The following is a 25,028-nucleotide window of genomic DNA, read 5'->3' as shown; positions in this document are numbered from 1 at the left end:
TTATTCACCGCAAAGGCGCAGGGGATGCAGAGGAATTTTTAAAGATTTTCAAAGGCAATCCAAAAAAGAACCTCAAGGGCTCTAGTACATTCCATCTGACTCCATTCATCTATCATCGGACATTCTTCCCTATTTCCCTGCACCTTAACCCCCCAACTTCCTTACCTCCATGCTCCCCTACACCATAACTCCCGCCTAGTTCAAGTCTTCAGACTTGGACTTAGTTGTACGCAGTCTTCAGGCTTTCAATTCACCGCAATAAATCACCGCAGAGGCGCAGAGGACGCAGAGGACGCAGAGGAATTTTTAAAGATTTTCAAAGGCAATCCAGCAACCTCAAAGGTTATAGAACATGACATCGGACATTCTTCCCTACTTCCTTTCTCCCTAACTCCCCTACTTCCTAACTCCCTAACCTCCTAACCCCCATGCTTCCCCCACAATTCACTCCAAGGACTTGCTTCTACAGGGATAAATCAGAATATTTGATTTGGAAGGAATAACCCAGCCTCCTTTCGAACACATCCTTTGGAAAGCCTAATCATCGATCAAGAATCCTTTTCCCTCAGTCAATGGGACTTGCTGATCCGCTTGCTTGTTGCGATTGGAATCGGAGCCGTGATTGGATTGGAGCGGCAGTACAGCGCCATGAAGGAAAGTTCCCACGGATACTCCGGCATCCGAACCTTTATTTTCCATGCTTTGCTGGGGTTTATTGCAGGACTTTTTTACTACCTCTTTGCCCCTTGGGTCTATGGAGTTTTGTTTTTGGGGGTAGTCATTTTGACTGCGGTTTCTTATTGGCAAACCGCCCTGCAGGGTGATCGGGGATTGACAACTGAGATTAGCGGACTGATTACTTTCGTATTGGGAAGCATGGCCTTTTATGGCTTGATGGAGATCAGTTTGATGATTACGGTATTGGTAGTGGTGGTTCTTTCCTCCAAATTCCGACTGAAGTCCATCGTAGGAGCGATTACTCCTGACGAACTCTATGCCTTTATCCGCTTTGTAGTCTTGGCGCTTTTGATTTTCCCATTTCTCCCGGATGAAACCTTCGGTCCTTACGACGTGCTCAACCCGAGAGAAATCGGATGGGTGGTTTTGCTGACTTCGGGACTGGGATTTTTCGGCTATATGCTAACCAAATTCCTGGGGAATAATCGAGGAATTTTACTCAGTGGAATTGTCGGCGGACTGGTTTCCAGTACGGCAGTTACTTGGGTTTTTGCTCAAAAAAGCAAGGAAAGCCCAAGCCTGTCTGCCTCCTGCGCAACAGCGATTTTGGCAGCCTCCTCGATCATGTTTATCCGAGTGTTGATCTGGACCTTCCTCTTCAATCAAGACCTATTTCGAGCGGTCTTCGTTCCCCTCGTCTTGATCTTTGCTGCGACCTTGGGATTCACCTTTTTTATTTTCCAAAAAGACAAAAAAGAAGTTCATACTGAAACCGAGTCTACCCTCAAAAAGCCCCTGGATTTAAAAAGCGCCTTGGTCTTCGGCCTCTTATACATGGGGATTTTGCTGGCTGTGAGTTATGCCAATGAAAATCTAGGAAAGAGCGGCACTTTGATTTCCAGCGCTATTGCCGGGATTTCAGATATTGACGCCATCACGATCTCAGTTTCCAAACTGACCGGAAATACACTTACTGTTTCGATTGCCGAAATCGCTGTTTTTATCGCCACTATTTCTAACACCTTGGTCAAACTTGGAATTGGACTATATGCCGGTAGCAGCAGCCTCCGCATGTACCTAATTCGTGGCTATGCCGTTGCCTTCTTCGGAGGACTCTTAGCCATCCTTTACATTTTATTGCTATGAAAAATTTCCTGCTGATTTCCCTTCTGGGAATCCTTGGACTTTCGGCTTGCCAAACCAATCAAGAAACTTCTACGGTTGCTCAGCCAAGTTCCGAACTCCTGATCGAATCCCATCTTTCTTGGAATGGAGATAGCCTTCCTGCCTATCCGGAAGGAAAACCGAAAATCTCCATCGTCAAGGTGACAATACCTCCTCAAGCGGAATTGCCCAAACATTATCATCCCGTGATCAATGCAGGAGTCTTGCTCAAAGGAGAATTGACCGTCATCGATAGCAAGGGAAATACGCTCCACATGAAGGCTGGAGATCCAATTGTGGAGACGGTAAACCTGATTCATTATGGAAAAAATGAAGGAGACGAGCCGGTGGAAATCATCGTCGTCTATGCAGGAACCGATGGAAATGAAATTGTCGTCAAAGAAACTGGAGAAACCGAAATTCATCACTAATACACGCTCAACCTATGCCTGCTCACAAAACTAGTTTTCAATTTATCAGCGAACCCGGCGATGTCAATTTCGGGGGAAAAGTGCACGGGGGAACCGTGATGAAGTGGATCGACCAAGCGGCCTATACCTGCGCTCGAAACTGGGCTGAAAGCTACTGTGTGACCGTTTATGTGGGCGGGATTCGATTTTACAAGCCGATTGGGATTGGGGAAGTCATCAAGATTGATTCCCAGGTGATCTACACCGGAGGATCGAGTATACACATCATGGTCGAGGTGTATTCCCGAAGTTTTGAACAGAAGAAGTTTGAAAAAAAGACGCACTGCATCATCATTTTCGTGTCAGTGGATGAAAATGGAAGTCCAAAAAAGGTCAAACCATGGGTTCCGAAAACCGACCAAGAAAAGAAATTGCAGGAATATGCACTGAAGCTAAAAACCCTCCGGGAAGAAATCCACGAAGAGATGCGACCGTTTTTTAATGAGTGAAAAAACCTTTCAGGTTTTGACAACCTGGAAGATCTTTTTTTACAGATCGCACTTTCAGCGCTCTGGAAAAATTACTTCTGGTTTTGCCCCAAATTCAATTTGGGGCTATTACAAATCGCACCTTTGGTGCCTATATATTCAAATAGCACTTGAATAAATACCAAAGGCATTTCCTGTAATAGCCCAGAACTCAATTCTGGGATTAAAGAATCATTATTTTGCCGAGTGCTGAAGGCACGATCGATTTCCAAAAAAAAAATTCCAAATCAAAAAGACCTGTCAGGTTTTGAAAACCTGACAAGTCTAATACTTACTTGATCTCCCGCTTCAACTTTTCTAAAAACAAGCCCTCCACATAAAATTGCCAATCCTTAAAAGCCAACGCTTGATTGGCGAGGTGATGGTGATGGTCTTGATCAAGAATGTAATCGGAAGGTTTGTTCAACTGCCGGGTTTTGCCATAGACTTCTTCGACTTTAGATTGAATAGAAGCCCACTCCGCTTCCATTTGCTGAAGTTTAGACATGGCTACTTCTCGCTTTTCTCCGCTGGGTTCATCCAATTCGGCCAAAGTCAAGATCGCCCGATTTGAAAATTGAACCACCTGAGCCACCTGCTCATAAACCTCAAGCTGATAGGTATTTCGAAGGGCAGATTTTTTGGCCTCCTGAATTTGAGCTAGAATGGAATCTACCCTAGCCAAATTGGTTTGAGCTTGGGCGATCTTGGATGCATTTTTCTCCGTCCAAGTACCAGCTGAATCCAAATTCGGAAATGGAAGAATCGCCTGATCAAGCGGACTATCCAAATTTCGGAGGCGATTACGATCGCGTTTGTTCTCCAAAAGCAAATTTTTCCATTCCGCCACAGGGCCCTCCAAGGCATTGATAAAATCCTGATTGGTGGTGGCCAAGGCTGGACCAAAAGCTCGCTGTCGATAGGCTTGATGGAGCTGCTCGACCGATCGCTTTTCTCCTGCCCAAGTATATTCCGCAAAAAGTGCAATTCCTCGCTGATACAATTCGAAGTGCGGAGAATCATCATCCCAAAGCGTCAATAGCAATCCATCGGCTTTATTCCGGATTGAAATCAGCGCAAAATCTCGAATGTTATTCGTGTTGCTTTGGTCTTGAGGCATCAGATTCCAACGCGTTTGTCCCGCTGTAGCCCCCATGACTTTTAAGCCATGGTCTGTAAACCATTGAATTGCCCTGTTATTTCCCGGAGACTCCGGCATATCATAATTCCAGCGCATGTAGACACAGTTTTTCGGAAAGAGATCAATGTACTTATTGAGGTTGGGTTCATTGACTGACCAGATGCTATCCACTTGGGCTTGATTAAGCTTAGAATCGTAAATGGAACGATAGACCTCTGCATTTTTGAGTGGCATATCATCCCAAAAAATCGGAGTAAGTCCCTTTTGCGCAGCATATTCACTGACCCGATTGAGCCAGATCAACTGGAGTTCGAGAGGAGATTTGCCGGAGTTCCTTCCCGTAGTATGCACCTCATCCCCTCCCACATGCAAATAGTTGGCATACGGAAAAGCTTCCAAGGCATCTTCATACAGATCAAATTGAACTTGGTAGGTTTCTTCGTTTAGGGGATTAAATGCCCAGTCACTTTCGGGATCATCGCGAAGGGGAATGTATTCAGGATGCTTGAGAATAAAGGAAGCGTGCCCCAAGCCTTGCACCAAAGGACTGATTCGGATATTTCTAGCCATCGCAAACTCGCTAAGTTCTCTCCATTCAGGAATGGTAAAAGCATCCGAAGAACCCACTTTCGGCTGACGTTCGTATTTCAGTTTGTCCTCGATTTCGACGATGACGGCATTGATTTTTAAGGCTGCAAATCGATCCATCAATTCGAAATAGTATTCCTTTTTCTCCAAATGGTGCTTGACATCCAAGTGAACGGCCCGATAAGCCAAGGCAGGTTCGTCCTTAATGGAAAGAATTGGCAAAGAAGCATCTTGATCTTTGGCATCTTGAATAATTTGATTCAAGGTCATCAGGCCATACCAAAGCCCAGCTGAAGTGGAAGCCTGGATTCGAATTTGATCTTTGGTAATTTCCAACTGATAACTTTCTGAGGATTCATCGCCTCCTGTTATCAATTGAAAGGAAATCTCCTTCACGGTACTTAGATCTCCTTTTTCGAGCATTAGTTCTTTCGCCTGCATGGCAGCTTTCTCCACCAGATTTATATCCAATTCCGATTGACCGGAAATGGAGAGTTCACGAGGACTGGGGAGTAATTCATAGCTCGCCATTTTCGGAGAGGAATCGCAGGCTGAATGCAGGATGATAAGGATTAGGAATAGCCCAGAAATAAAATTTTTCATAGCAGGAGGATTTCCACATAAAATAGAAATAAAGGCCAGAAAAACCGACAGATGAATGGATACAAGGCTAAAATCCATGACCGGACTTTGGTTTTAGGCTTTTTTCCTTAATTTTTAGAATTCGCTGGGAGACTGGATTCTCCTTGCCTTTCCAATAAACCCGAAACACACCGAAATGCTAACTCTTTTGATTATCCTGGCGGCACTCGCCTTGATTTTAATTTCCATAATCAAGTTTGACATCCATCCTTTTTTAGCTCTGTTTTTGGGAGCGATCATTTATGGATTAATGATGGGGATGGATACCGAGCTGATCCTCAAATCTATCTCGGAAGGATTTGGCGGAGTGATGGGAAGCGTAGGATTGCTGATTTTGCTAGGTGTGATTTTGGGTACTTTCCTTGAAAAAACAGGAGGAGCCTTGGTCATAGCTGAAAAAGTTTTGAAATGGGTTGGGGAAAAATCGGTGAATCTTTCCCTGATGTTGAGCAGCTGGGTGCTTTCCATCCCGGTTTTTGGAGACAGTACGATCATCATGATGAATCCCATCGCGAAGTCTTTGGCTTCCAAAAGCTCCTTGTCCTATGCCGCTACGATTGTGGCTGTTTCCTTAGGCGCCATGGCGAGTCATTCCTTGGTACCTCCCACACCTGGCCCAATTGCTACCGCAGGAATATTAGGAGCTGACTTAGGCTTGGTCATTTTTTATGGGGGATTAGTATCTCTGCTCACCTTGATTCCTTTGTTGATTTTTGTCCAAAAAGCGGTTACTAAAATTTCCTTAAAGCCTAAAGTAGTGACCGATGAGAAAACGGTTCCACTCGAGGATCGTCCCAAATTCGGATCTGCTTTACTTCCAATCTTAGTTCCATTGGTGCTAATCATTTTAGCATCCATCGCCAACTATCCCACCAAACCCTTGGGCGAAGGCGGAATCATCAAGGCCATTCAATTTATTGGCACACCTGTCATCGCCTTGCTGATTGGAGCGATTTTATCTTTTACCCTTCCTAAGAAATTTGACCGCAAACTCCTGTCTTCTTCGGGTTGGATTGGGGAGGCAATCTTGCTTTCTGCACCAGTCATTTTGATCACCGGAGCAGGAGCGGTTTTTGGGAAAATGCTTCAAAATTCAGGAGTGGGAGACCTCGTAACCTCCACGATGAGCGATGCGAATTGGGGAATTTTCCTTCCGTTTTTGATTGCCTTTGGATTGAAAACCGCCCAAGGATCTACCACCGTAGCAATGATCACCACAGCCTCCATCGTGGCTCCGATGTTGGGTCCTTTAGGTTTGGATTCTGAAATGATGAAGGTCTTTACCTGTGTAGCGATCGGTGCAGGTGCTTTAGGAATTTCCCATGCCAATGACAGCGGATTTTGGGTGGTCACGCAACTCTCAGGAATGACTACCAAACAGGGAAATCAATCCCACAGCATGGGAACCTTGATTGCTGGAATTACCGCAATTTGCTTGGTTTATATCTTGAGTATTTTTCTCGGTTAAGATCAATTAAAGAATTAGCCTTGCAGATTAGAGTTTGAACTTCTAATCTGCAAGGCTATGATTTTTAAACACTTGATTGTAAATAAGCCTTAAAAAAGGAAGATGCTTATATTTTTTCCAACCTACCTGGCTGTCCAACCTCCATCCACGGTCACCATCGAACCCACCATGTAAGTCGCCGCATCTGAGGCCAAGAAAATGGCAGCTCCTTGGATTTCTTTCAGTTCTCCCCAGCGCCCCAAAGCAGTGGCTCCAACCACAAACTTTTTCCCTTCCTCGGTATCTGCAATCGGTAGATTCATTTCCGTCAAAAACGGTCCCGGGCAAATCGCATTCACATTAATGTTCCAAGGTGCAAGTTCCAACGCCAAAGCTCGGGTCATCTGCACCACAGCACCTTTGCTCGCTGTGTAAGGGGTTCGGTTAGCCAGTCCCACCAATCCTAAAGTACTGGCCAAATTGATGATGGCTCCTTTTTGTTGCTCCTTCATGAAAGGCGTTACCGCTCGACAAGCTAACCAAGTGCCATTGACATTTACTTCCATCACTTTGGAAAAATCTTCCTGTGAAAGTTCATCGATTGCTCCTCGGATATTAATCCCAGCAGAATTGATCAGGATATCGATCCTGCCAAAAGCATCAAAGGCAAACTTCGCCATGGCTTCCATCCCCGACTGATCAGCTACGTCTGCAGCAAAAGTCATGGCCTTGACTCCATAGTGCGATGCAATTTCTGCTGCCGCCTCAGCGCCATCGGAAGCATTTCGGGAAACCAAAAGGACATTGGCACCTGCTGAAGCAAGCCCAGCAGCCATAGCCAAGCCAAGGCCTTTGGTTCCTCCCGTGATGATGGCAGATTTACCTTTGAGTGAAAAAATGGAAAGACCGGGGAGTTGAGAGAAGTCGAGGGTGGACATTGGATTTTTGGTTTTTGATTTGTCAACAGTCTACAGACAACAGTCCACAGCTGATTGTGATTAGCATTTCAATAAAGTAAGTACGACGGAGGGTAATAAGGCACCTGTATCTCGTATTTCTAATTTAAAACATAAGCTCTTTTCGGGAATAAGAAAGACACTTTACCACGTTTTCTTCTTCGAAGGCTAGCCTTCCCTCTGAATCGAGGTTTTTGACAGAAGGCAAGTCTCCTGGAAAGGATCGATCACGAACCCACCGGAGAATTTTTGCGAGGTCTTTTGCTTTATCCTCATCAAAAGTAACCCAATAGCTTTCCTCCAAACAAGGGACTTCCAAGGGATCACGGGTAATCATTTCCAAGCTGAAAGTAACTTGAGGATTGTATTTTTTGCATAAATCCACCGCTTCCTTTAAATCCACAATTCCTTGTCCCAATTCAACTTCTGAAAGTAAAAAGCCCTTTTCATAGGCTTTCACTCCCATATCCTTGACATGGGTAGAAAAGGCAAAAGGTGCCAAGGTTCGAATCACTTCCATGGGATCCTCCAGCAGGGAAACATTATTCCCAAAATCCAAGGTCACTCCTACCCATTCACTGCTTAGGTTTCGGATAATTTGGGCGAGTTCAGCAGCCCTCCAATCTTTATGATTTTCAATAGCCAAACGAACTTGCTGCTTTCGAACTACAGCTTCAGCAAGTTGAATGGATTTTAGGGATTTCGCTTGAAAAGACTTCCATTCCTCTTCCGTTTTGAAATTTTCATATCGTCTTCCACTCAGGCAAACCGAACGGAGCACAGTAGCTCCTGCCTCCTTGGCCATTTGCACCTCTTTTTCAAACCTTGCTAAATCGGTTTCATCTTTGGGCAAAGCAATGCTTCCCTCGAGATACATTCCGAGCTTCTCTCGCTCGTCACGGACTTTTTTTGCAAAATCCTCTGCCCATCCTCCAACCGTGGTCTGGATTCCTCCCGCGCCGATCGCATGGCAATGACGCATCAAATCCAAGGCATCACTAAAGCCCGGATAAGTTTCGCTTTCCATCTTTGAACCCCATCTCGCACCATAAGAATGCACGACCACCCCCATCGAAACCCCTCGTAAACTTTCCGGCAATGCCGCAAATGGCCAAGCTAATGCAGCTGTGGCAAGTGCTGATTTTTTTAGAAATGCTCTTCTTCCATGGGATGAAAGCAAACTGGGGTCTTGGGTTATCATAGGCTTATTGGGCTTAGGGTTTGGGGTTAGAGGCGGATTTTTGAATATGGGCGTTCAGTTCGGCGGCAGACCAGGGATAAACACGACCTTGGTTAAGTACGCGAGTTGATCCAACCGTACGTCCTGTAACTGTAGGGGCTTGATTTCCCCATTCATTTCGAATATAGGTCAGAATCGCCGCAATACTTCCGTCATCCAAGGTAGAATGAGAGGGCATCACAGGTAAAATTTCAGGAGCATCGTATTTCTTGCCGGCAACCTCGATTGGACCTTCGATTCCATGCAGTAAGATCAAGCTAAGTCGAACTTCATCTCCTAGCACCCATTCAGAACCTGCTAGAGGAGGCCCCATTCGGGAAGCTCCTTTTCCGTTATTTCCGTGGCAGCCCGAGCAAGAAGTCAGGTATTTCTGCCGGCCTTCGGCAAAAAGCTTCATCCCCTTTTCATCCAAAATTGATTCGCCATGACTTGCCGCTGAAGGCTTAAATCCTGGCCAGGAAAAGGCCCGCAAAAGAAATTGCTTTCTGCTGGGATCAAGGGGGAGGTCCTGATCCAAAAACTTAGGTTTTTCTGCCAATCGAATAGCGCCGGCTTCTTCCAATTCTCCAGCTTTAATCGCAAGACCATTGAGGATGACCTCCTTTTTCCAAGTTCCTGGGGTTGAATTTAAAACCTCAAAAAGTGCTAATATTTGGTTTGAATCACCTTTTTTCAAGATTGCTCCTGCTAGCATTTCAAGAACAATTTCCCGATCAGAATTCTGATCCTGCCAATTGGGATGATCGATCAAGGATTGCAAAAACTCCCATTCTCGATTTGCCAAACTACTCATCACAGCATCCCGAATGAGTGCTAAGTGCCCGTATTTTTGCAGGATGGATTGAAGGATTAAATTGCTGGAGGCACTTGGGAATGAATAAGCACTTAGGGCCAATTGAAGGGCTAATTTTTCAGATGCGTTTTCAGCGAGTTGACTTGCCCGCTCCCCAACTTGTACTTGAATCTCCGATTCCGCGAGCGCAAATGTTTCCAATTGCCTCAGGGCAGTGACTTTCACTAAATCACTTGGGTCATTTAAAGCCTCCAATAAAATTTCCGGGCTTAACTCTCCCATCCCTTCTAAAGTCCAAAGTGCATGAAACTTTGCCAACTCCTGACCTTGGGATTTGAGCATATTTTCCAAAAGAGGAATGGCGGTTGGTTCTAATTTATCAACCAATAAACGCTGTGCCATATCCCGATACCAGCCATCAGGATGCGAAAGGTAAGCTACCAATTCTCCTGTACTGGCCTGAGAAAGCTTTGGAGCCCCTTGCAACTTGGCTCCTTTCGGAACTATTCGCCATATCCGTCCCATATGCCCGGGTGAATCTAGCTTACGCTCAAGTATTTTTTCTCTAAGGTAGTCCGTCATGTAAGCCCCATGCTGAACGATCCCCTGATACATATCCACTAAATAAAATCCCCCATCAGGCCCAAAAGTCCCGTGAGTCGGACGAAATCGCTCATCCGTGGACGCCATGAATTCTCTTCCGGGATTGGGATCAAATGCCTCCACCAAAATCCCATTTTGCTTCACAACGTTTCGCTTTACGAGGTTTCCGGCATTTTCTAAGACAAAAACATTTCCATAATATTCTTCAGGGAAAAGATGGCTTCGATTGATTATCGGAGAACAGGCAGACGTAAATTCCAGAAGACGATTAGCGGAATCCAACGTACCGGGGATATACCCTCGGTTGACCGCTAAATTGGAGCGAATCGGATAAACACGTCTATCGATCGTGTATCCATGATCGATTCCGGAAGTGGGTTGATGGTTGGGATTTCGAGACAGATAGTTGGCAGGCACCAAATCCCCATGGAGTTGGGACCAATTGTAATTGTAAATCAGCCTGCCTTCGTCATCTTGGGTGATGCCCCATTGACCTCTAAACTCGGTTGAATCTCGAATCCAGTTGTCCCCCATACGCTTGTATCGAAGGCGTGATTTAGCGCTGTAATACCAATTGTCTGCATTTCGAACAAAGCCATTATCCGAATGCTCCGGAAGGCCATTTGCCGAATATGTAGAATCTACCAGCACCTTTAGATCAGCCTTCCAATCCCCATCGGTATCTTCTGTCCACCAAAGTGCATGATTTTCTGCCACCAAGGCTCCATTTTTATATAAACCCAAGGAGCGAGGCATAAAAAGCGAATCCAAATAGACCGTCCGTCGGTCCATTTCCCCATCTCCATCGGTATCTTCAAGAATAGCCACTGAGCCGACGGGTAGATTTTCTTCGGAACCCTCCATATCATTCATGTAGCCCCGCATTTCCAGTACCCAAAGTCTGCCATCCTCATCAAACTGAATGTGAACAGGTGCCTCCACGAGCGGTTCCGAGGCAACCAACTGCACCTCAAATCCATCTTCGATCTGAAAGGTCAAGGCTTCCTCCTCCGGGGTTCGAGCAGGACTATCCGGGGTTTCCGGTAAGGGTCCCGGATTTTGGCAAGAACAAATAAGCAACAAACTAGCAACACAAATCCACAACGCACTTCGGCACATAGTAATCGGAAATTTTGGGTTTAAAGCGAAAGCTGAATTCAAGTTCTTTTTTCTTTCAAAATGACCTTTATCATCTTGAATAAGAAAAAAATTCATCGGTTGAATGAATTTGGAACCCCTTGAAGAACAGCCTCAATAGGCACTTTCCAATTTGCTTTTATTTGACTTGAATTACAAGATCATTTGACAGAAGGTGAAAATTCAGATCAAATTCGGTCAATCACCGTGACTTTAGGACGCTAGCATTAGCTTTTACCAGACATCCCTACCTTTGTAAAAAATCAACCCCATGAGTTTTGCCGATCTAGGTCTGAATCCGGAACTGATTAGTTCCATCCAACGTGCCGAATACACCCAACCCTATCCGATTCAAGTGGAAGCAATTCCTCTACTTTTAAAAGGGAAAGATGTCTTGGGATTAGCACCCACAGGTTCGGGAAAAACTGCCGCATACATCCTTCCTATTCTTCAACAATTACTTGCGAAAGAAGCCCCTAATGATCGAGCCATCCAAGTGTTGGTTATGGTTCCAACTCGGGAATTGGCGGTGCAAGTGGGAGAAGTCGCCGAAAACTTCAGCCGATTTTTACCCCGTAGGATCAAATCTTTAGCTGTATTTGGGGGTGTTTCTATCAATCCCCAAATGATCAAACTTGGAGGCACAGAAATCTTGATAGCTACTCCAGGCCGATTACTTGATTTGATCGAGCGAAATGCGGTGAGTATTGATCGGATTAAAATGCTGGTCATTGATGAAGCTGATAAAGTGCTACAAATGGGCTTCCGAGAGGAAATGGATCGGATTTTAGCTCAAGTACCTAAGAAAAAACAGACCGTTTTATTTTCTGCAACCATGGATCAAGAGGTGGAAGAACTGATCCAAAAATTGCTCCGTGAACCGGTTAAAATCCAAGTAGCGGCAGAAGATTTTACTCCAGACTTGATCAAACAAAGCGCCTATCGAGTCAGTCCCGAAACAAAAGGACCCTTCCTCCGGCAATTCATTCAATCGGGAGATTGGAAGCAAATTTTGATTTTCACATCCTCAATCCGCACCGCTGACAATGTAGTCGGCAAGCTCAGTAAAAACGGCATCCCTGCAGTTGCTTTTCATGGAGATAAAAGTCAAGGGGCAAGAATGGAAGCCTTAGCCAAATTTAAATCCGGGAAAATCCGGGTATTAGTAGCCACTGACTTGGCTGCAAGGGGAATTGACATTCAGGCTCTTCCTTTGGTGATCAATTACGAGCTTCCTCGATCTCCCAAGGACTATATTCACCGAATCGGACGTACCGGTAGAGCAGGCATGGAGGGAGAAGCAGTTTCACTTATCACCCCGGAAGAGCTCCATCATTTTAAGGTGATTCAAAAGAAAATGGGAAAATGGCTGAAACTAATCCATGAAGAAGATTTTGGAAAAATCACGGAGTAAGGATTTTAAATCCAATGAATTTTGGAATTGAATCTACCCTACACCCAAAAAGGCGAGTTGTTGGGTTTAGCTTTCACTCGCTAGTAATAATTACAAGAGCAATGAAAGCAATGAATCCATCAATCGGTTACCTGCCTCTTGATGCATGGAATCCATTTCCCCTGCCTTCTACAAAAACTCCCAGACACTTCGATAGGATCCCGAGGTCTCCACATATCGAATCAATTCATCAAAAAAAGGATTCTGAGCCAGTGTACTGCTATCTCCGATTAGGATCAACTTACGTTTGGCACGGGTGATTGCCACATTCATTCTTCGCTCATCGGCCAAAAACCCGATTTCTCCCTTCTCATTGGATCTCGTCAAGGAGATCAACATCAAGTCTCGCTCTTGTCCTTGAAATCCATCCACAGTATCGATGGTTATCAAATCCGCAAATGCTTTCAGATTGGGGAATTCATAGGTTTCAAAAATCAAATGACGTAGCCTTCTGACCTGGGCAGAATACGGAGCAATTAAGCCAATAGACCAGCCTTTTTCCTTGAACAAACCAAACCCAATCCGTTTAACAGTATCATTGAGATAGGTGCATGCAAATCGAGCTTCCTCAGGATTAAATGTGCTCAAACTTTCGGCCTCCTGCTGATCGGTATATCCTGACCCTGCTGTATCGATCCATTCTAATACGGCTTCTTCCGGACTGAATGCATGAAACTGCGTATTTGGAGCAGCTTCCAATTTCCCATCGTAAAAGTGCTGATTGGAAAAGCCCATGATGGCCTCTGGCATTCGGTATTGAACCTGTAGCATTTGCGCTGTTTGAGGCTGTCGCCGAATTATTTTTTCAAAAAGTGTAGTAGATAAGCCCTGTTTTGCCGCATCATAGGATTTGATAGTCGGAGGCAACTGGCAATGATCCCCAGCAAACACCACTTTTTTGGCCTTCAAGATAGGAATCCAAGTAGCTGCCTCCAATCCTTGGGCAGCTTCATCGATAAAAACGACATCGAATACTATCCCTTTCAAATGATGGGAGGAGGATCCAACCAAGGTGCTGGCAAAAACCTGAGTTCGCTGATAAATATCTGTTCGAATATAATCCTCCAAATGCTCAGCGGCCTCACGAATTCGGGACACTTCCTGATACATCAGTTTCCGCTGTGCACGCTCCTCTGGACCAAAGTTACGCTTGTATTGCTTGGCCAAGCGAAGGTAAGATTCGGTTTCCTTTCTGAGTTTTTTTAGATCTCGATAGCTGTCGTGAAAAGCAATTTTGGCATCCAAGGTTTGATTGAGAATTTTCTCCTCCACCCGAGCAGGGTGCCCCAATCGAAGGGTTTGAATTCCTCGATCGACTAACTTTTCTACAAGTAAATCCACAGCTGCATTACTAGGTGCTGTCACCAATATTCGCTGATTTAGAGCGACAGCCTGCTGAATGGCCGCAATCAAAGTAGTCGTTTTTCCAGTTCCAGGAGGTCCATGTACAATCGCAAAATCTTGGGCGGACTCTATTTTTTGACAGGCTAGATTTTGGGAAAAATTCAACCCCTCCAGTTGAACCTGGTTGATATCTTTAAATTTTGGACTTTTTTCTCCATAAGCTATTTCTCGAAGCTCGGTTAGCCGGGGAACCTCGGAAGAAATCACCTTTTTAAGAGCCGCTTCCATTTCTCGATAACTTGCCTCGTCGAAGAGTAAGTCTACTCCCAACCTGCCTGAGTCCATCCAATCCGGAACTTCATCTGCCTGAAGGGTGACGATTAGGGAATCTCTTTTCGCCTGATTGACCACTCCATTTACTCGAAATTCCGAACCATGGAATCCTTCTTGAGTAGAAAAAAAAGAAACGGATTTACCTGAAGAAAATGCTGAAGGGTACTGAGTATCGGTCCGCTCCACCTCCACAATCAATCGCTCCCCCATCCCAATTTTGGTCTTCTTGAGCAAAATAGGATGCCAAGTAATGCCCTCCTTCTTCTTGTCAGCAACGGTCGTATTTAAGAATTTCTTTTTGTACTGAGCTAGGTCTTCTTGCCACTCCAATTTGAGAAGTTTTAAGCCCAACTTTAATTCTTCGAGGTAATTCGGCATCAATCGGTAATTTAGGGTACAAACTACATAAAAGTCCCGCGGTTTTCGCTTTCGCTATAAATCATGAATTTTCTTGCACATGCTTATTTATCCTTTGATCAAGAGAAAATTCTTGTTGGAAATTTTGCGGCAGATTTCATTAAGGGAAGGGATTTGCATTTGTACGAGGAAGGAATCCAGATGGGGATTATGCTTCATCGAGAAATCGACACTTTCACCGATACTCATCCCTTGGTAAAAGCAGGACAAAGCTATCTGAGACCGAAATTCCGGCATTATTCTACTGTAATAAGTGATATTTTCTTTGATTATTTCCTTGCAAAAAACTGGTCCACGTATTCCAATCAACCTCTGGAAAATTTCGCAATCAAAACCTATGATCTGATGGAACAATACCATGATCAGCTTCCAGAGGATTTCAATCAGATGTTGAATTGGATGAAAAACCAAAACTGGCTAGTAGCCTATGGAAGTCATGAGGGAATTCAACGAGCACTCAACGGATTGACCCGAAGGTCAAAATTCGACTCCAAGATGAACGAAGCGACAGCCGTGTTAAAGGAAAAAGAACAGGAATTTGAAGTGATTTTCTTCGCTTTTTTCGAGGATTTGAGGACTTTTGCCCGAGAAAAACTCACCGAACTTCAAAAAACGCATGGTCGTCATTAAGCCCAAACTCTCCACCTACATTTCTTTAAGCCTTGTACTTTTGGTTTTACTGACCGGATTAATTTTAATTCTGCGTGATTTTGCCTACAAAGGAAGTTTTGGACTTTGGTTCTATTTGATCGCCTGCACCTTAATCACTTTGGTTCTGCTAATGCTTTTGGTCAAAATGATGGCAGGATGGCGGTTTATTTCAGCTGGAAAGGATCACATTGTAATCAAACTTCCATTAAGAGGTAGCACCAAGGCCTATCCGGTTTCAGAAATTTTAGCTTGGGAAGAAGAAACAGTCATCGCCAATAAGAGGGAATTTCGGCAAGTCACCATTGCTTTTCAGGATCAGCAATCCATTGCAATTTCTAACCATGAGCATGAGGCTTACACCGAATTTGTCACTTATCTCAAGAAGAAAGCTGCCAAGCAGCAGCTAAAAACAAAAAAGGCCTGATTTCTCAGGCCTTCGGTTTATCGTTTTGTTCGGAAATTCCGATCATACATCTCGATACTTTCATTGATAATTTTCCAGGCTTCCTCTTTTCCTAGGAAGTCCTCCACGATTACCTCTTTGTTCTCCAGCTTTTTGTAATCTTCAAAAAAGCGGTGAACTTCTTTCATCAAGTGAGGAGGTAACTCATCGATATCATTGATGTAATTCACAGATTGATCTCCAGCAGCCACGGCAATAATCTTATCATCTGCCTCCCCGCCATCGATCATTCTCATCACTCCGATCACTTTGGCATTTACCAAAGTCATGGAAGGAATATCAATCTGAGAAATGATCAAGATATCCAGCGGATCGTGGTCTTCACAAAATGTTTGTGGAATGAATCCGTAATTTGCAGGATAGTGAACTGCAGAAAATAGCACGCGATCTAGCAAAAGCATGCCTGTTTTCTTGTCCAATTCGTATTTTCCTTTACTTCCTTTGGGGATCTCAATTACCCCCATCACATACTCGGGAGCGTCTTTCCCGATGTTGACATCATGCCAAGGATTGATCATAGTACTAATTATTATGGATAAAAATACCAGTCACAAAGATACACTCCCAGGCTGACTTCAGCCGAACAAATCAGCCATTATTATTCATGCTAGGTAAAATCACCGAGATGGTGGTTCCTTCATGCAATCGGGATTCGAGATGGATTTTGCCTCCCATTTGTTCTACAGCTTCTTTGACCATGTAAAGCCCTAGACCTGTGCCCACATTTTTTTGTGTGGCTCTGGCAAATAGGTTAAATACCTCGTTTTGATGCTTTTCATCAATCCCAATCCCATTGTCTTCAATCACCATGACTGCTTGATCATCAGTCACGTTCACAGTAAGGCTAATTCGTTTTTCAGTAGGTTGATTTTTTTGGAATTGAACGGCATTGCTGAACAGGTTATTTAAAATCACGCGGATTTTAGCATCATCTGAAAAGAAAAAATTCTCCTGCCTAACCTCAACTTCAATTTTGAAATCGGATAAATTAAATTTTTCCTTATACGCCGCCATTTGTTGATCTAGGATTTCTTTGAAGTTGATTTCAGAAACCTTATGATCAATCTTGGTAGAGCGATAGAAGTCTAACATTTTATAAATAAAATCGTCCAACTTGCCTGTCGCAGTGTCGATCATTTCAAAAAACTCTATCACACTTGGATCCGAAACTTCCATTTTAGCAAGCTTGGAAACCCCGGAAATACTCATTAAAGGGCCTCTTAATTCATGGGAGAGACTATACACAAATTGATTCATCTCTGAGTGAAGCTTCTGGAGTTTTTGATTTTTCTCTTTAAGCTCCCTTCTCATAAAGAAGATATCCGCAGCATTTTTGATGGAATTTTTGATCTGTTCAATATTCCAAGGCTTATCAATAAATCGATAAACTTCCCCCTTGTTGATGGCGTCGATGACACTTGCGATGTCAGAATATCCTGTCAAAAGAATACGTATGGGATCAGGATTGATTTCGACCATTTTTTCAAAAAACTCAGTACCTGTCATACCAGGCATTCGTTGATCGGCGATCACAACATGAATTTCTTCCTCCTGAGCTATTCGCAATCCCTCCTCAGCATCAATTGCTGTAAAAATTTTAAAATCTTTCCGTAAGGTTGCTTTAAAAGATTTGAGGTTATTATCCTCATCATCTATGTAGAGGACATGAATTTTAAAATCAGTCATACTTAGGGGCGTTTTGATGTAAAGGAAGCGAAATGATAAAAGTTGTACCCCGTCCCTCTTCCGTTTCTACTTCCAGAGTTCCTTTGTGATTTTCAATTATAGAATAAACTATGGAAAGGCCCAAACCCGTACCCTTTCCAACTGGCTTTGTCGTGAAAAATGGTTCAAAAATCCGTTGCTTAATATGAGCTGGCATCCCTGGCCCATTATCTTCGATCTCTATTACCACATGATCGGGATGAGAATGCGTCCGAATCGTAATCTTTGGATCAGGAATTTGATCGAGGTGATCAGCAAGCGCATGAACCGCATTATTGATAATATTCATGAATACCTGGTTGATCTTACCCGCATAACATTCCACCATTGGAAGTTCGCCAAACTCACGTAAAATCCGAATTTTTCCTGGAATGGAGCTATTAAGCAAAATAATGGTGCTATTGATACCATCGTGAAGATCCACTTTTTTGACATCCTGCTCATCTACTCTGGAGAATAAGCGCAATCCTTTTACGATTTCAACGGTTCGTTTTGCACCTTCTTCCATGCCCTTAAGAAGCTGATCCACCTCTTCTAGCACATAATCCAATTCCAAATCTTCTTCCAATTTTTTGGCTTCCTTCTTTAACTCAGGACTGAATTGTTTTTCACCCGATTCGCGATAGAATTCGATCACCTCCATAATGTCCTTAATATCTCGCTTCAGCGGCATAATATTGGAGCTAACAAAGTTGATCGGGTTATTGATTTCATGGGCAATCCCTGCAGTTAATTGACCAAGTGAAGCCATTTTTTCCTGATTGACCAATTGACTTTGAGTACTCTGAAGATTTTTAAGAGCCTGCTCCAATTCGTCAGTTCTCATTCGGACTTTTTCTTCCAAGAGCACATTTTGCTCACGGATCAAATCTTCATTCTCTCTCAAAACACGGAGTTTTTCCAACTGCTCTTCTTCTTTTTCTCGCTTGAGAATATTGATCTTATCCGCTAGAGCAAATGAAAGAAGCACGACCTCTAAAGCCGAGCCAAAAGGCATGATGTAAGCCGTGAAATTATTGGTTGGAATAATTCCCATCTCGCTCATCACAAAAAGGAAAATACCAATCATAAATATGGACCAGGCCAAGAGGTAATATCTCGCCGGGCTATATCCCAATTTGAGCACAGAAAATGCAACCACCAACACATATAAGACGACAATGGACTGTGTCACCAGCAGGACCTGATAACTCAACGTGATGGATAAAAAGAATGCATTAACGAGGATAAAGGAATACACCCCGTAAATGAATAAGAATCCCTTATCTAGTTTAGGAACAAAAGACTTGGTTGATAAAAACACCTGAAGAAACCAGATGCCTGCTATACTTACCAATGACGAAAAAATAACACCTGCTTTAAGTTTAAGCCAAATTGATTCTGGCCAAAGAAGTTCATTCGTATAACCCAAAATGGAGGATTGCGCAAACCAAACAAATAAGGTATGAATTACATAAATCAAATAGATCTTGTCCCTTACCGAAAAGAACAAGAATAGATTGTAAAAGAATAAACCAACGATAATCCCAGTAAAAACACCAAAAACTATATTCTCTCTATTAATTAGAGTTTCAATGACAGGAAGGTCATTTACTGAAGCTGTGATGATTGTTTTATTGATACTGGAAACTTTGAGGTACACATAAACTTGTTCATTTAAGGGCAAGTTTATTCTAAAAATTATGTTTTTTGAAGGGATAACTTTATTTGAAAACTCCTCTAGTCTACCACCGGAAAACTCCTGAATCACATACCCATTTTGGACCACATAAAGATTCAAATTATCTAAGGAGGGGTTGTTTATAAACAAGTACTTCTCTTTGTTAGTGGTATTGTTGGTGAGACTATACCTTAACCAAACCACATCCTTATTAATCCCAAAATTGATATTTTGATTCTCAAGTAAAGTAAAATCCTTTGAACCGATAATCTCTGAAATATCAGATACTTCATCTTCTTGGATTAAATACTCGTAACTTTTGATTTGATGCTCATTTTCAAGAATTATTTCTGAAAAATCTGGAAATAGGAAAGTAAACAGGGAATAGATTAAAATAATCATTTGGTTCTCCAATTCGGGCTTTTAATTTTCAAATTATAGTTAATCTCAATTGGTCCTTTGGGTGTTTCTTCAATTTTTTTCGAGACTAAATCTGCCCTTAGATCAAAAATATAATCTCTTTCTTCTTTAAGTGCTAAAGGAAGATTTTTCACATCTTTTAGAACAGCCAGTGTGGCAACTAAATCCAATTTGGGATAAAAAAATGTACCATTATTCCCAATTTTCTCCTCGATCTCAAATCCTTTTTGCAAAGTTGGTTTAAGTGTATACTCTGCACATAAGGCAAATAAGGAAGGCACATTGAGCTGTTCCGCGATCACAAGAGAGGTTCTGGATAAAAATAACGCCCCAATCCCATATCCTGAGATTGCCCTACTATTCCAAAGCCCACCGATTTCCCCCGTTCCACCTGCCTCACGGTACTCTGTCACTAAATCTTGAATCCTCATATCCACTTGAGAAATCGCTCCCTCCAAGGGTAATGGATAATCTGGAGAAGATATATGAATGCGTAAACCACTGACTACTTTTCCAGTCGCATCCTCATGCACAGTAACTACATAAACAAATGGATTAAACTTCCACTCGTTATTGGATGAAGTGACCTTTGTAACACCATATTCTCGCAGGACATTTGCATGGCCTTCGATAAATTGGTCACAAATATCAGGTTCATCTATAGCTCTGAAAGCATTGAATGTAAACATTAATCAAGGAATTTTAGGGTTTGAGCTACATCCCTTCTGAATGATCTAACTGTTGGCTCTCCGGCGAAATTTACTCTAAACATAAATAATTCCTCCATTTTACCACCTTTATTAAAAATCAAATTAAAGGATTCTTTCAATTCCACGATTTCTTTTTTTTCTGCCTCGGTAAATCCATGATCATTTTCCTTTAACACGCGATGAAAAATAAAGAGTGAAGCAGTGACAGGTTGAAAGCTTATCCCATTAAGATTTGTCCAAAGCCAGATCTTTTGCAAAATCTTACCTGCTTGCAAATAAGACTTTGGTGAAAAATCTTTTCCACTCAATAAAAACATGGCAGACGAAGATGTTATGGTGGCTTTCGAAATTTTGGTCAAACCATAACCCATAAAAAATTTTCTAAAGAAACTTACAGTTCGAGGATCCTTTAATAATCCCATTGCAGCTTTCTCCGTTCCATTAAGTTCTAAAGTGGCGACATCAATTCCGTCTTTTGTTTCGAATGCTTCTTGATCATTCCATCGGATTTCATGAATGAAGTCCTTGAGACCTTGCTGATGGAAGAGTCGCATACGGTCCATTCCCCCAATAACTTTCGCCAAATTCTCCAATTGATCCATTTCCTGAATTTCCTCAAGGATAAAATCTGGATTTTGACAAAAAGCTTTAATGGACTCCATTTGATGAATATCTAAAAGTTTTCGAGAAGGATTCTTTCTATTAGTACATCTAATTTTAATCCCATTTACAAGTTCAAAATCCTTTTCTTTTTGTCGAGGTTCTTTTGACTTTGAAACAAACCTGATACTAGCAATCAAATCATCCTCAAATGAATTAGCATGCAAGATCTCTTCGGTTTCGATTCCTTTTTGAGCACAAATAAGCCTAAGGTTTTCCAAAGCTGCCCCAAAGGCAATCAATGAACCTGTACCTTTATAATCCAAAAGGGAATGACTTCTAACTCTATCATGAATCAAATGAAGTACACCTCTTTTATCATAAATCCATATCCAAGGCTGAACATTGCCTCCGGAAGGAGCATAATTAGCATGTTCTACCAATTCCAGTAATTCATTTCTATCTGGTAAATAGCCTGAAGGAAGAATATTTGTAGGTAAATGATAGTCGCTTTGAGTTGTGATTTGGGCCGGAATCTCAAAGGTTTCCGTCTCTACAGGGATTAATTCATCCAAATCCACATAGTATCTACCTGACTTTACTTTTTCACCAATGAGTAATTTTCGAGCAACATGAGACACAGAAGCCCCTCCTAAAAAAACTCCAGAAGCCAATTGTGGCCATGAAGTAATACTTTGACCTACTTCCAGTAAAGAGGCTTTCATTCTAGGAGATAAAGTTTCTAAGCCTGTAATTTTCAGCCCAAAGGCAACCTTTTGGGTGTTTGAAAGAGATTTAAGAGACTCAGGATCTACCTCACCCAAAAACCCATGAAAAATTTTTCGATCAGGTTCAATATCGTATCGCTCAATATCAAGCATACCCCGATCCGAGGTATCCATCATAACTGGAATCCTATGGTTTTTGGCTTTCTCTCTTAAGAGGATTTTTATATCGAAACTATCACATTCATCAACCAACAGATCCAAAACTCCATCCCTTGTTAAGAAATCTTCAACATTCCATTCATGAACACCTTCTCTAAAAAGTGTCAGCTTTAAGTATGGATCAATTTCAGAGATTTCTCGCGCAGCAATCACCAATTTCTCAACTCCAAGACTAGTAACCCCCGCCTTAATGCGATTTAAATTACTTAGCTCTAGGGTATCAAAATCAGCCAACCTCATTTCTCCGCAGCTCCTTTCCAATGCCATGGCAAGGGCAACACTTTGACCTACAGACAATCCTACAATCCCTACTTTCTTCTTAGCTAATAATTCTTGCTCTAAAGGGGTGATTTTGTAATTATTCCTGATGGTCCTAACTTTTATGAAATCCTCCTCTGGAAGTAAATGAACTAGAACATTTTTCCAAGGATAATAAAACCAATTACCGTACTTATCAGATTCAATTTCAGCAAAAAACTCTTCCACTCTCAGCCCCAATTGATCTTTGGTTAACTGACTTTCTGGATGATTTGCTTTAATTAAATCCGATACTTGGGAGAATATTTCATCTGAAATGAAAACCGTAGAATTTGATCTTAAATCACAAATTCGTTTCCAATCCTCTGAATCTTCAGGGTTTAATAATTCTGGAAAAACAGATAGATCTCTTTTTCCGACAGAATTAGCTAGCATGGTTTAGTTGGGTGATTATTAAAATTAGTTAAAGATAAAAATCTTAAACATTTCTTATACACTTATTCTACATTTTTTATGGAAATGAAATTATTTGAAAAACCTCATATGGATTAGAAAGTTTGCTTTTTTGCTTCAAAAAGGATTATTTAGGAGAGTTTTTACTTAGCACAAAATTGATGGAAACCACTCCTTCCGAAAAAATTAAAATTCTTTACGTCGATGACGAAGAGAACAATCTTCAAGCTTTCAAAGCTACTTTTCGAAGAGATTATAAAATTTTCCTAGCGATTTCTGCTAAGGAAGGTTTAGAGATTTTAAAAAATGAGGAAATCGAAATAATTATCACCGACCAACGGATGCCTGAAATTACAGGTGTAGAATTTCTCGAGAGTGTGATTCCTCAACATCCTAAACCAATCCGTTTGTTGCTTACTGGATATACAGACATTCAAGCGGTTATTGACGCAATTAACAAGGGCCAAGTGTATCACTACCTCACCAAACCTTGGGAGGAGGATTACCTTCGAACTGTCATCAAAAATGCCTTCGAAATTTATTCCTTAAGACGCGAGAACGAGCGCTTGACAGAAGCTCTGGTTAAAGCTAATGAACAATTAGAGTTCTTATTACGGCAAAACCTGCTTTCTTAATCAATAACGAGCTGCAAGCAACAATTGCAGCTCTTTATGATTTAGACCAAATTTTTTCCCCAAATATGCATTGGTCAAGCTACCTCTGTAGGTATAAACTCCTCTCAAAAACCATTTGTAATTAAAAATCATCTCCTCTGCTCCTCCAAGATCATTCATGTGGAGGACAATGGGTGTAAAAATATTGCTTAGGGAATAAGAAGCCGTTCTAGCAACTCGGGAGGCAATATTTGGAACGCAATAATGAATGATATCATGAACCTTGTAAACAGGTTCATCATGAGTAGTCATTCGGGAAGTCTCAAAGCAACCTCCTTGGTCAATTCCCACATCAATAATGATACTCCCATGAATCATATTGGCAACCATTTCTTCAGTCACCACAATTTTATTTCGGCCTTTTTCAGCTCTCAAAGCACCAATCACCACATCTGCCTCGGCTAATGCTTGACTAAGTCCAAAATTATCCAAGGTGGAGGTGTAAATCTGCTGTCCAAGCAATTGCTTGATCCTCCTTAATTTATAAATGTGATTATCGAAAACCTTGATATTAGCTCCAAGACCTAAGGCTGTTCGAGCCGCATATTCCGCAACGGTTCCCGCCCCAATGATCACCACTTGAGTGGGAGGCACTCCCGTAACACCACCAAGTATGAGTCCCTTTCCATCATGAACGCTTGAAAGATATTCGGCTGCTATCAGCATCACAGTACTTCCTGCGATCTCTGACATAGCTCTCACCACCGGCATGCCTCCTACTTTATCCTCCAAGTACTCGAAAGCAACCGCTGTAATTTTCTTTTCATTTAAGGCTTTGATAAACTCCGCGCTTTGCTTTTCAATCTGCAATGCAGAAATCAAACAAGAACCTGGACTCATATCCCCAATTTCTTCAAGTGTAGGAGCGTCTACTTTCAATACCACGTCTGCAGCAAGAGCCTCCTTATGGGAGTAAACAATTCTTGCACCAGCGTCAGCGTAGTCTTGATCCTTAAACTTTGCTTGCAGCCCTGCTCCTGATTCTACTGCAACCTGAATTCCGCAATTGGTTAGTAAGCCTACCGACTCAGGGGTTAATACGATTCGCTTTTCTTGAGCAGAAATCTCCTTAGGCAATCCCACTTGAAGTGGAGATCCTCCTTTTTTAACTAAAGCAGGGGATTCTTTAGGAATCAATCCTACAGCTGTCAGTTCACTCATTTCACTGGGCATCTTGGGAAAATAATAGGGTGATTTGTCGTGATTGGGGAGAAAGTGAAGATATTTTCAAAAGGACAAATTCCTCAGGCAAATACTCTGAAATTTTCTCAGCCCATTCGATCCAGCAACGATTGCCACTATAAAAATACTCTTCTATTCCGATATCCAAGGCCTCAGCGGGATCTTCCAAACGATAAAAATCAAAATGATAAATAGGTTCGCCTGTTTTGGTATGATATTCATTGACAATGCCAAAGGTCGGACTACTGACAGAATCTTCTACCTGAAAGGCTTTGGCCAGGGATCTTATCAGTGTGGTTTTTCCTGCCCCCATTTCTCCTTGAAAGAGCCAAATAGGTTGCTCTTTAGCTTTTTGAATAACCCAAGCAGCCGCTTGATCCAGCTCTTCTAGCGAATAGGTAAAAGTATTCAA

Annotated in this window: 20 protein-coding genes; 8 read left to right on the top strand and 12 right to left on the bottom strand. The window is 42.3% G+C overall.

Going from position 1 to position 25,028, the window contains the following annotated elements; genetic code table 11:
* Positions 1-528: 528 nt before the first annotated feature.
* From AO498_RS08240 to AO498_RS08230, 3 genes are read left to right on the top strand one after another with little or no spacing between them, the layout of a single operon-like run.
* On the top strand, positions 529-1,824 hold the full coding sequence (locus tag AO498_RS08240; RefSeq protein WP_067545873.1) for an MgtC/SapB family protein: 1,296 nt from the start codon (positions 529-531) through the stop codon (positions 1,822-1,824).
* Positions 1,821-2,273 (top strand): cupin domain-containing protein, encoded by a 453-nt coding sequence (locus tag AO498_RS08235; protein ID WP_067545867.1) that lies wholly within the window; start codon positions 1,821-1,823, stop codon positions 2,271-2,273. The genes AO498_RS08240 and AO498_RS08235 overlap by 4 nt, the downstream gene beginning before the upstream one ends.
* A gap of 14 nt (positions 2,274-2,287) precedes the next feature.
* Complete coding sequence (locus tag AO498_RS08230; RefSeq protein WP_067545865.1) at positions 2,288-2,761, top strand: acyl-CoA thioesterase; 474 nt, start codon at positions 2,288-2,290, stop codon at positions 2,759-2,761.
* Between the two features lie 310 nt (positions 2,762-3,071).
* Here AO498_RS08230 and AO498_RS08225 read toward each other — a convergent pair whose 3' ends face one another.
* Positions 3,072-5,111: a family 20 glycosylhydrolase gene (locus AO498_RS08225; RefSeq protein ID WP_067545862.1), complete on the bottom strand. Its 2,040-nt coding sequence runs from the start codon at positions 5,109-5,111 to the stop codon at positions 3,072-3,074.
* A 175-nt stretch (positions 5,112-5,286) separates the two neighbouring features.
* Here AO498_RS08225 and AO498_RS08220 point away from each other — a divergent pair, with 175 nt between their 5' ends.
* Entirely contained in the window at positions 5,287-6,618 is a 1,332-nt protein-coding gene (locus AO498_RS08220) for a GntP family permease (protein ID WP_067545859.1), read from the top strand.
* 122 nt (positions 6,619-6,740) lie between these two features.
* Here the strand turns inward: AO498_RS08220 and AO498_RS08215 are convergent, their stop codons facing one another.
* From AO498_RS08215 to AO498_RS08205, 3 genes are all read right to left on the bottom strand, one after another.
* Positions 6,741-7,535: an SDR family NAD(P)-dependent oxidoreductase gene (locus AO498_RS08215; protein ID WP_067545856.1), complete on the bottom strand. Its 795-nt coding sequence runs from the start codon at positions 7,533-7,535 to the stop codon at positions 6,741-6,743.
* Between the two features lie 124 nt (positions 7,536-7,659).
* Complete coding sequence (locus AO498_RS08210; protein WP_067545855.1) at positions 7,660-8,754, bottom strand: sugar phosphate isomerase/epimerase family protein; 1,095 nt, start codon at positions 8,752-8,754, stop codon at positions 7,660-7,662.
* 13 nt (positions 8,755-8,767) lie between these two features.
* On the bottom strand, positions 8,768-11,308 hold the full coding sequence (locus tag AO498_RS08205) for a DUF7133 domain-containing protein (protein ID WP_067550355.1): 2,541 nt from the start codon (positions 11,306-11,308) through the stop codon (positions 8,768-8,770).
* A gap of 289 nt (positions 11,309-11,597) precedes the next feature.
* On the opposite strand from AO498_RS08205, the gene AO498_RS08200 reads away from it, so the two are divergent.
* On the top strand, positions 11,598-12,740 hold the full coding sequence (locus AO498_RS08200) for a DEAD/DEAH box helicase (RefSeq protein ID WP_067545852.1): 1,143 nt from the start codon (positions 11,598-11,600) through the stop codon (positions 12,738-12,740).
* A 168-nt stretch (positions 12,741-12,908) separates the two neighbouring features.
* On the opposite strand, the gene AO498_RS08195 is transcribed toward AO498_RS08200, so the two are convergent.
* A complete protein-coding gene (locus tag AO498_RS08195) occupies positions 12,909-14,834 on the bottom strand; it encodes an AAA domain-containing protein (RefSeq protein WP_067545849.1) in 1,926 nt (641 codons plus the stop codon).
* A 63-nt stretch (positions 14,835-14,897) separates the two neighbouring features.
* Here AO498_RS08195 and AO498_RS08190 point away from each other — a divergent pair, with 63 nt between their 5' ends.
* Positions 14,898-15,503, top strand: coding sequence for an acyl carrier protein phosphodiesterase (locus tag AO498_RS08190; protein ID WP_067545846.1), 606 nt, complete (start codon positions 14,898-14,900; stop codon positions 15,501-15,503).
* A complete protein-coding gene (locus AO498_RS08185) occupies positions 15,490-15,948 on the top strand; it encodes a hypothetical protein (RefSeq protein WP_067545843.1) in 459 nt (152 codons plus the stop codon). Before AO498_RS08190 ends, AO498_RS08185 begins: the two co-directional genes overlap by 14 nt.
* Positions 15,949-15,965: 17 nt before the next feature.
* On the opposite strand, the gene AO498_RS08180 is transcribed toward AO498_RS08185, so the two are convergent.
* From AO498_RS08180 to AO498_RS16955, 5 genes are all read right to left on the bottom strand, one after another.
* Complete coding sequence (locus tag AO498_RS08180) at positions 15,966-16,505, bottom strand: inorganic diphosphatase (protein WP_067545841.1); 540 nt, start codon at positions 16,503-16,505, stop codon at positions 15,966-15,968.
* Positions 16,506-16,575: 70 nt separating this feature from the next.
* Positions 16,576-17,673: a hybrid sensor histidine kinase/response regulator gene (locus AO498_RS08175; protein WP_067545838.1), complete on the bottom strand. Its 1,098-nt coding sequence runs from the start codon at positions 17,671-17,673 to the stop codon at positions 16,576-16,578.
* Positions 17,666-19,774, bottom strand: coding sequence for a sensor histidine kinase (locus AO498_RS08170; protein ID WP_067545835.1), 2,109 nt, complete (start codon positions 19,772-19,774; stop codon positions 17,666-17,668). The genes AO498_RS08175 and AO498_RS08170 overlap by 8 nt, the downstream gene beginning before the upstream one ends.
* Positions 19,771-20,481 (bottom strand): hypothetical protein, encoded by a 711-nt coding sequence (locus AO498_RS08165; RefSeq protein ID WP_067545832.1) that lies wholly within the window; start codon positions 20,479-20,481, stop codon positions 19,771-19,773. Before AO498_RS08165 ends, AO498_RS08170 begins: the two co-directional genes overlap by 4 nt.
* Positions 20,481-22,742 (bottom strand): Rv1355c family protein, encoded by a 2,262-nt coding sequence (locus AO498_RS16955; RefSeq protein WP_082792203.1) that lies wholly within the window; start codon positions 22,740-22,742, stop codon positions 20,481-20,483. The genes AO498_RS08165 and AO498_RS16955 overlap by 1 nt, the downstream gene beginning before the upstream one ends.
* Positions 22,743-22,921: 179 nt before the next feature.
* Here AO498_RS16955 and AO498_RS08155 point away from each other — a divergent pair, with 179 nt between their 5' ends.
* Entirely contained in the window at positions 22,922-23,395 is a 474-nt protein-coding gene (locus tag AO498_RS08155) for a response regulator (protein ID WP_067550353.1), read from the top strand.
* On the opposite strand, the gene AO498_RS08150 is transcribed toward AO498_RS08155, so the two are convergent.
* Entirely contained in the window at positions 23,396-24,595 is a 1,200-nt protein-coding gene (locus tag AO498_RS08150) for an alanine dehydrogenase (protein ID WP_236778655.1), read from the bottom strand.
* Between the two features lies 1 nt (position 24,596).
* Positions 24,597-25,028, bottom strand: a complete 432-nt coding sequence (tsaE, locus tag AO498_RS08145; protein ID WP_067545825.1) for a tRNA (adenosine(37)-N6)-threonylcarbamoyltransferase complex ATPase subunit type 1 TsaE — start codon at positions 25,026-25,028, stop codon at positions 24,597-24,599.

It is taken from the genome of Algoriphagus sanaruensis (genome assembly GCF_001593605.1).
Classification (GTDB): Bacteria; Bacteroidota; Bacteroidia; order Cytophagales; family Cyclobacteriaceae; genus Algoriphagus; species Algoriphagus sanaruensis.
This window is presented reverse-complemented; position numbering and strand designations above follow the sequence as displayed.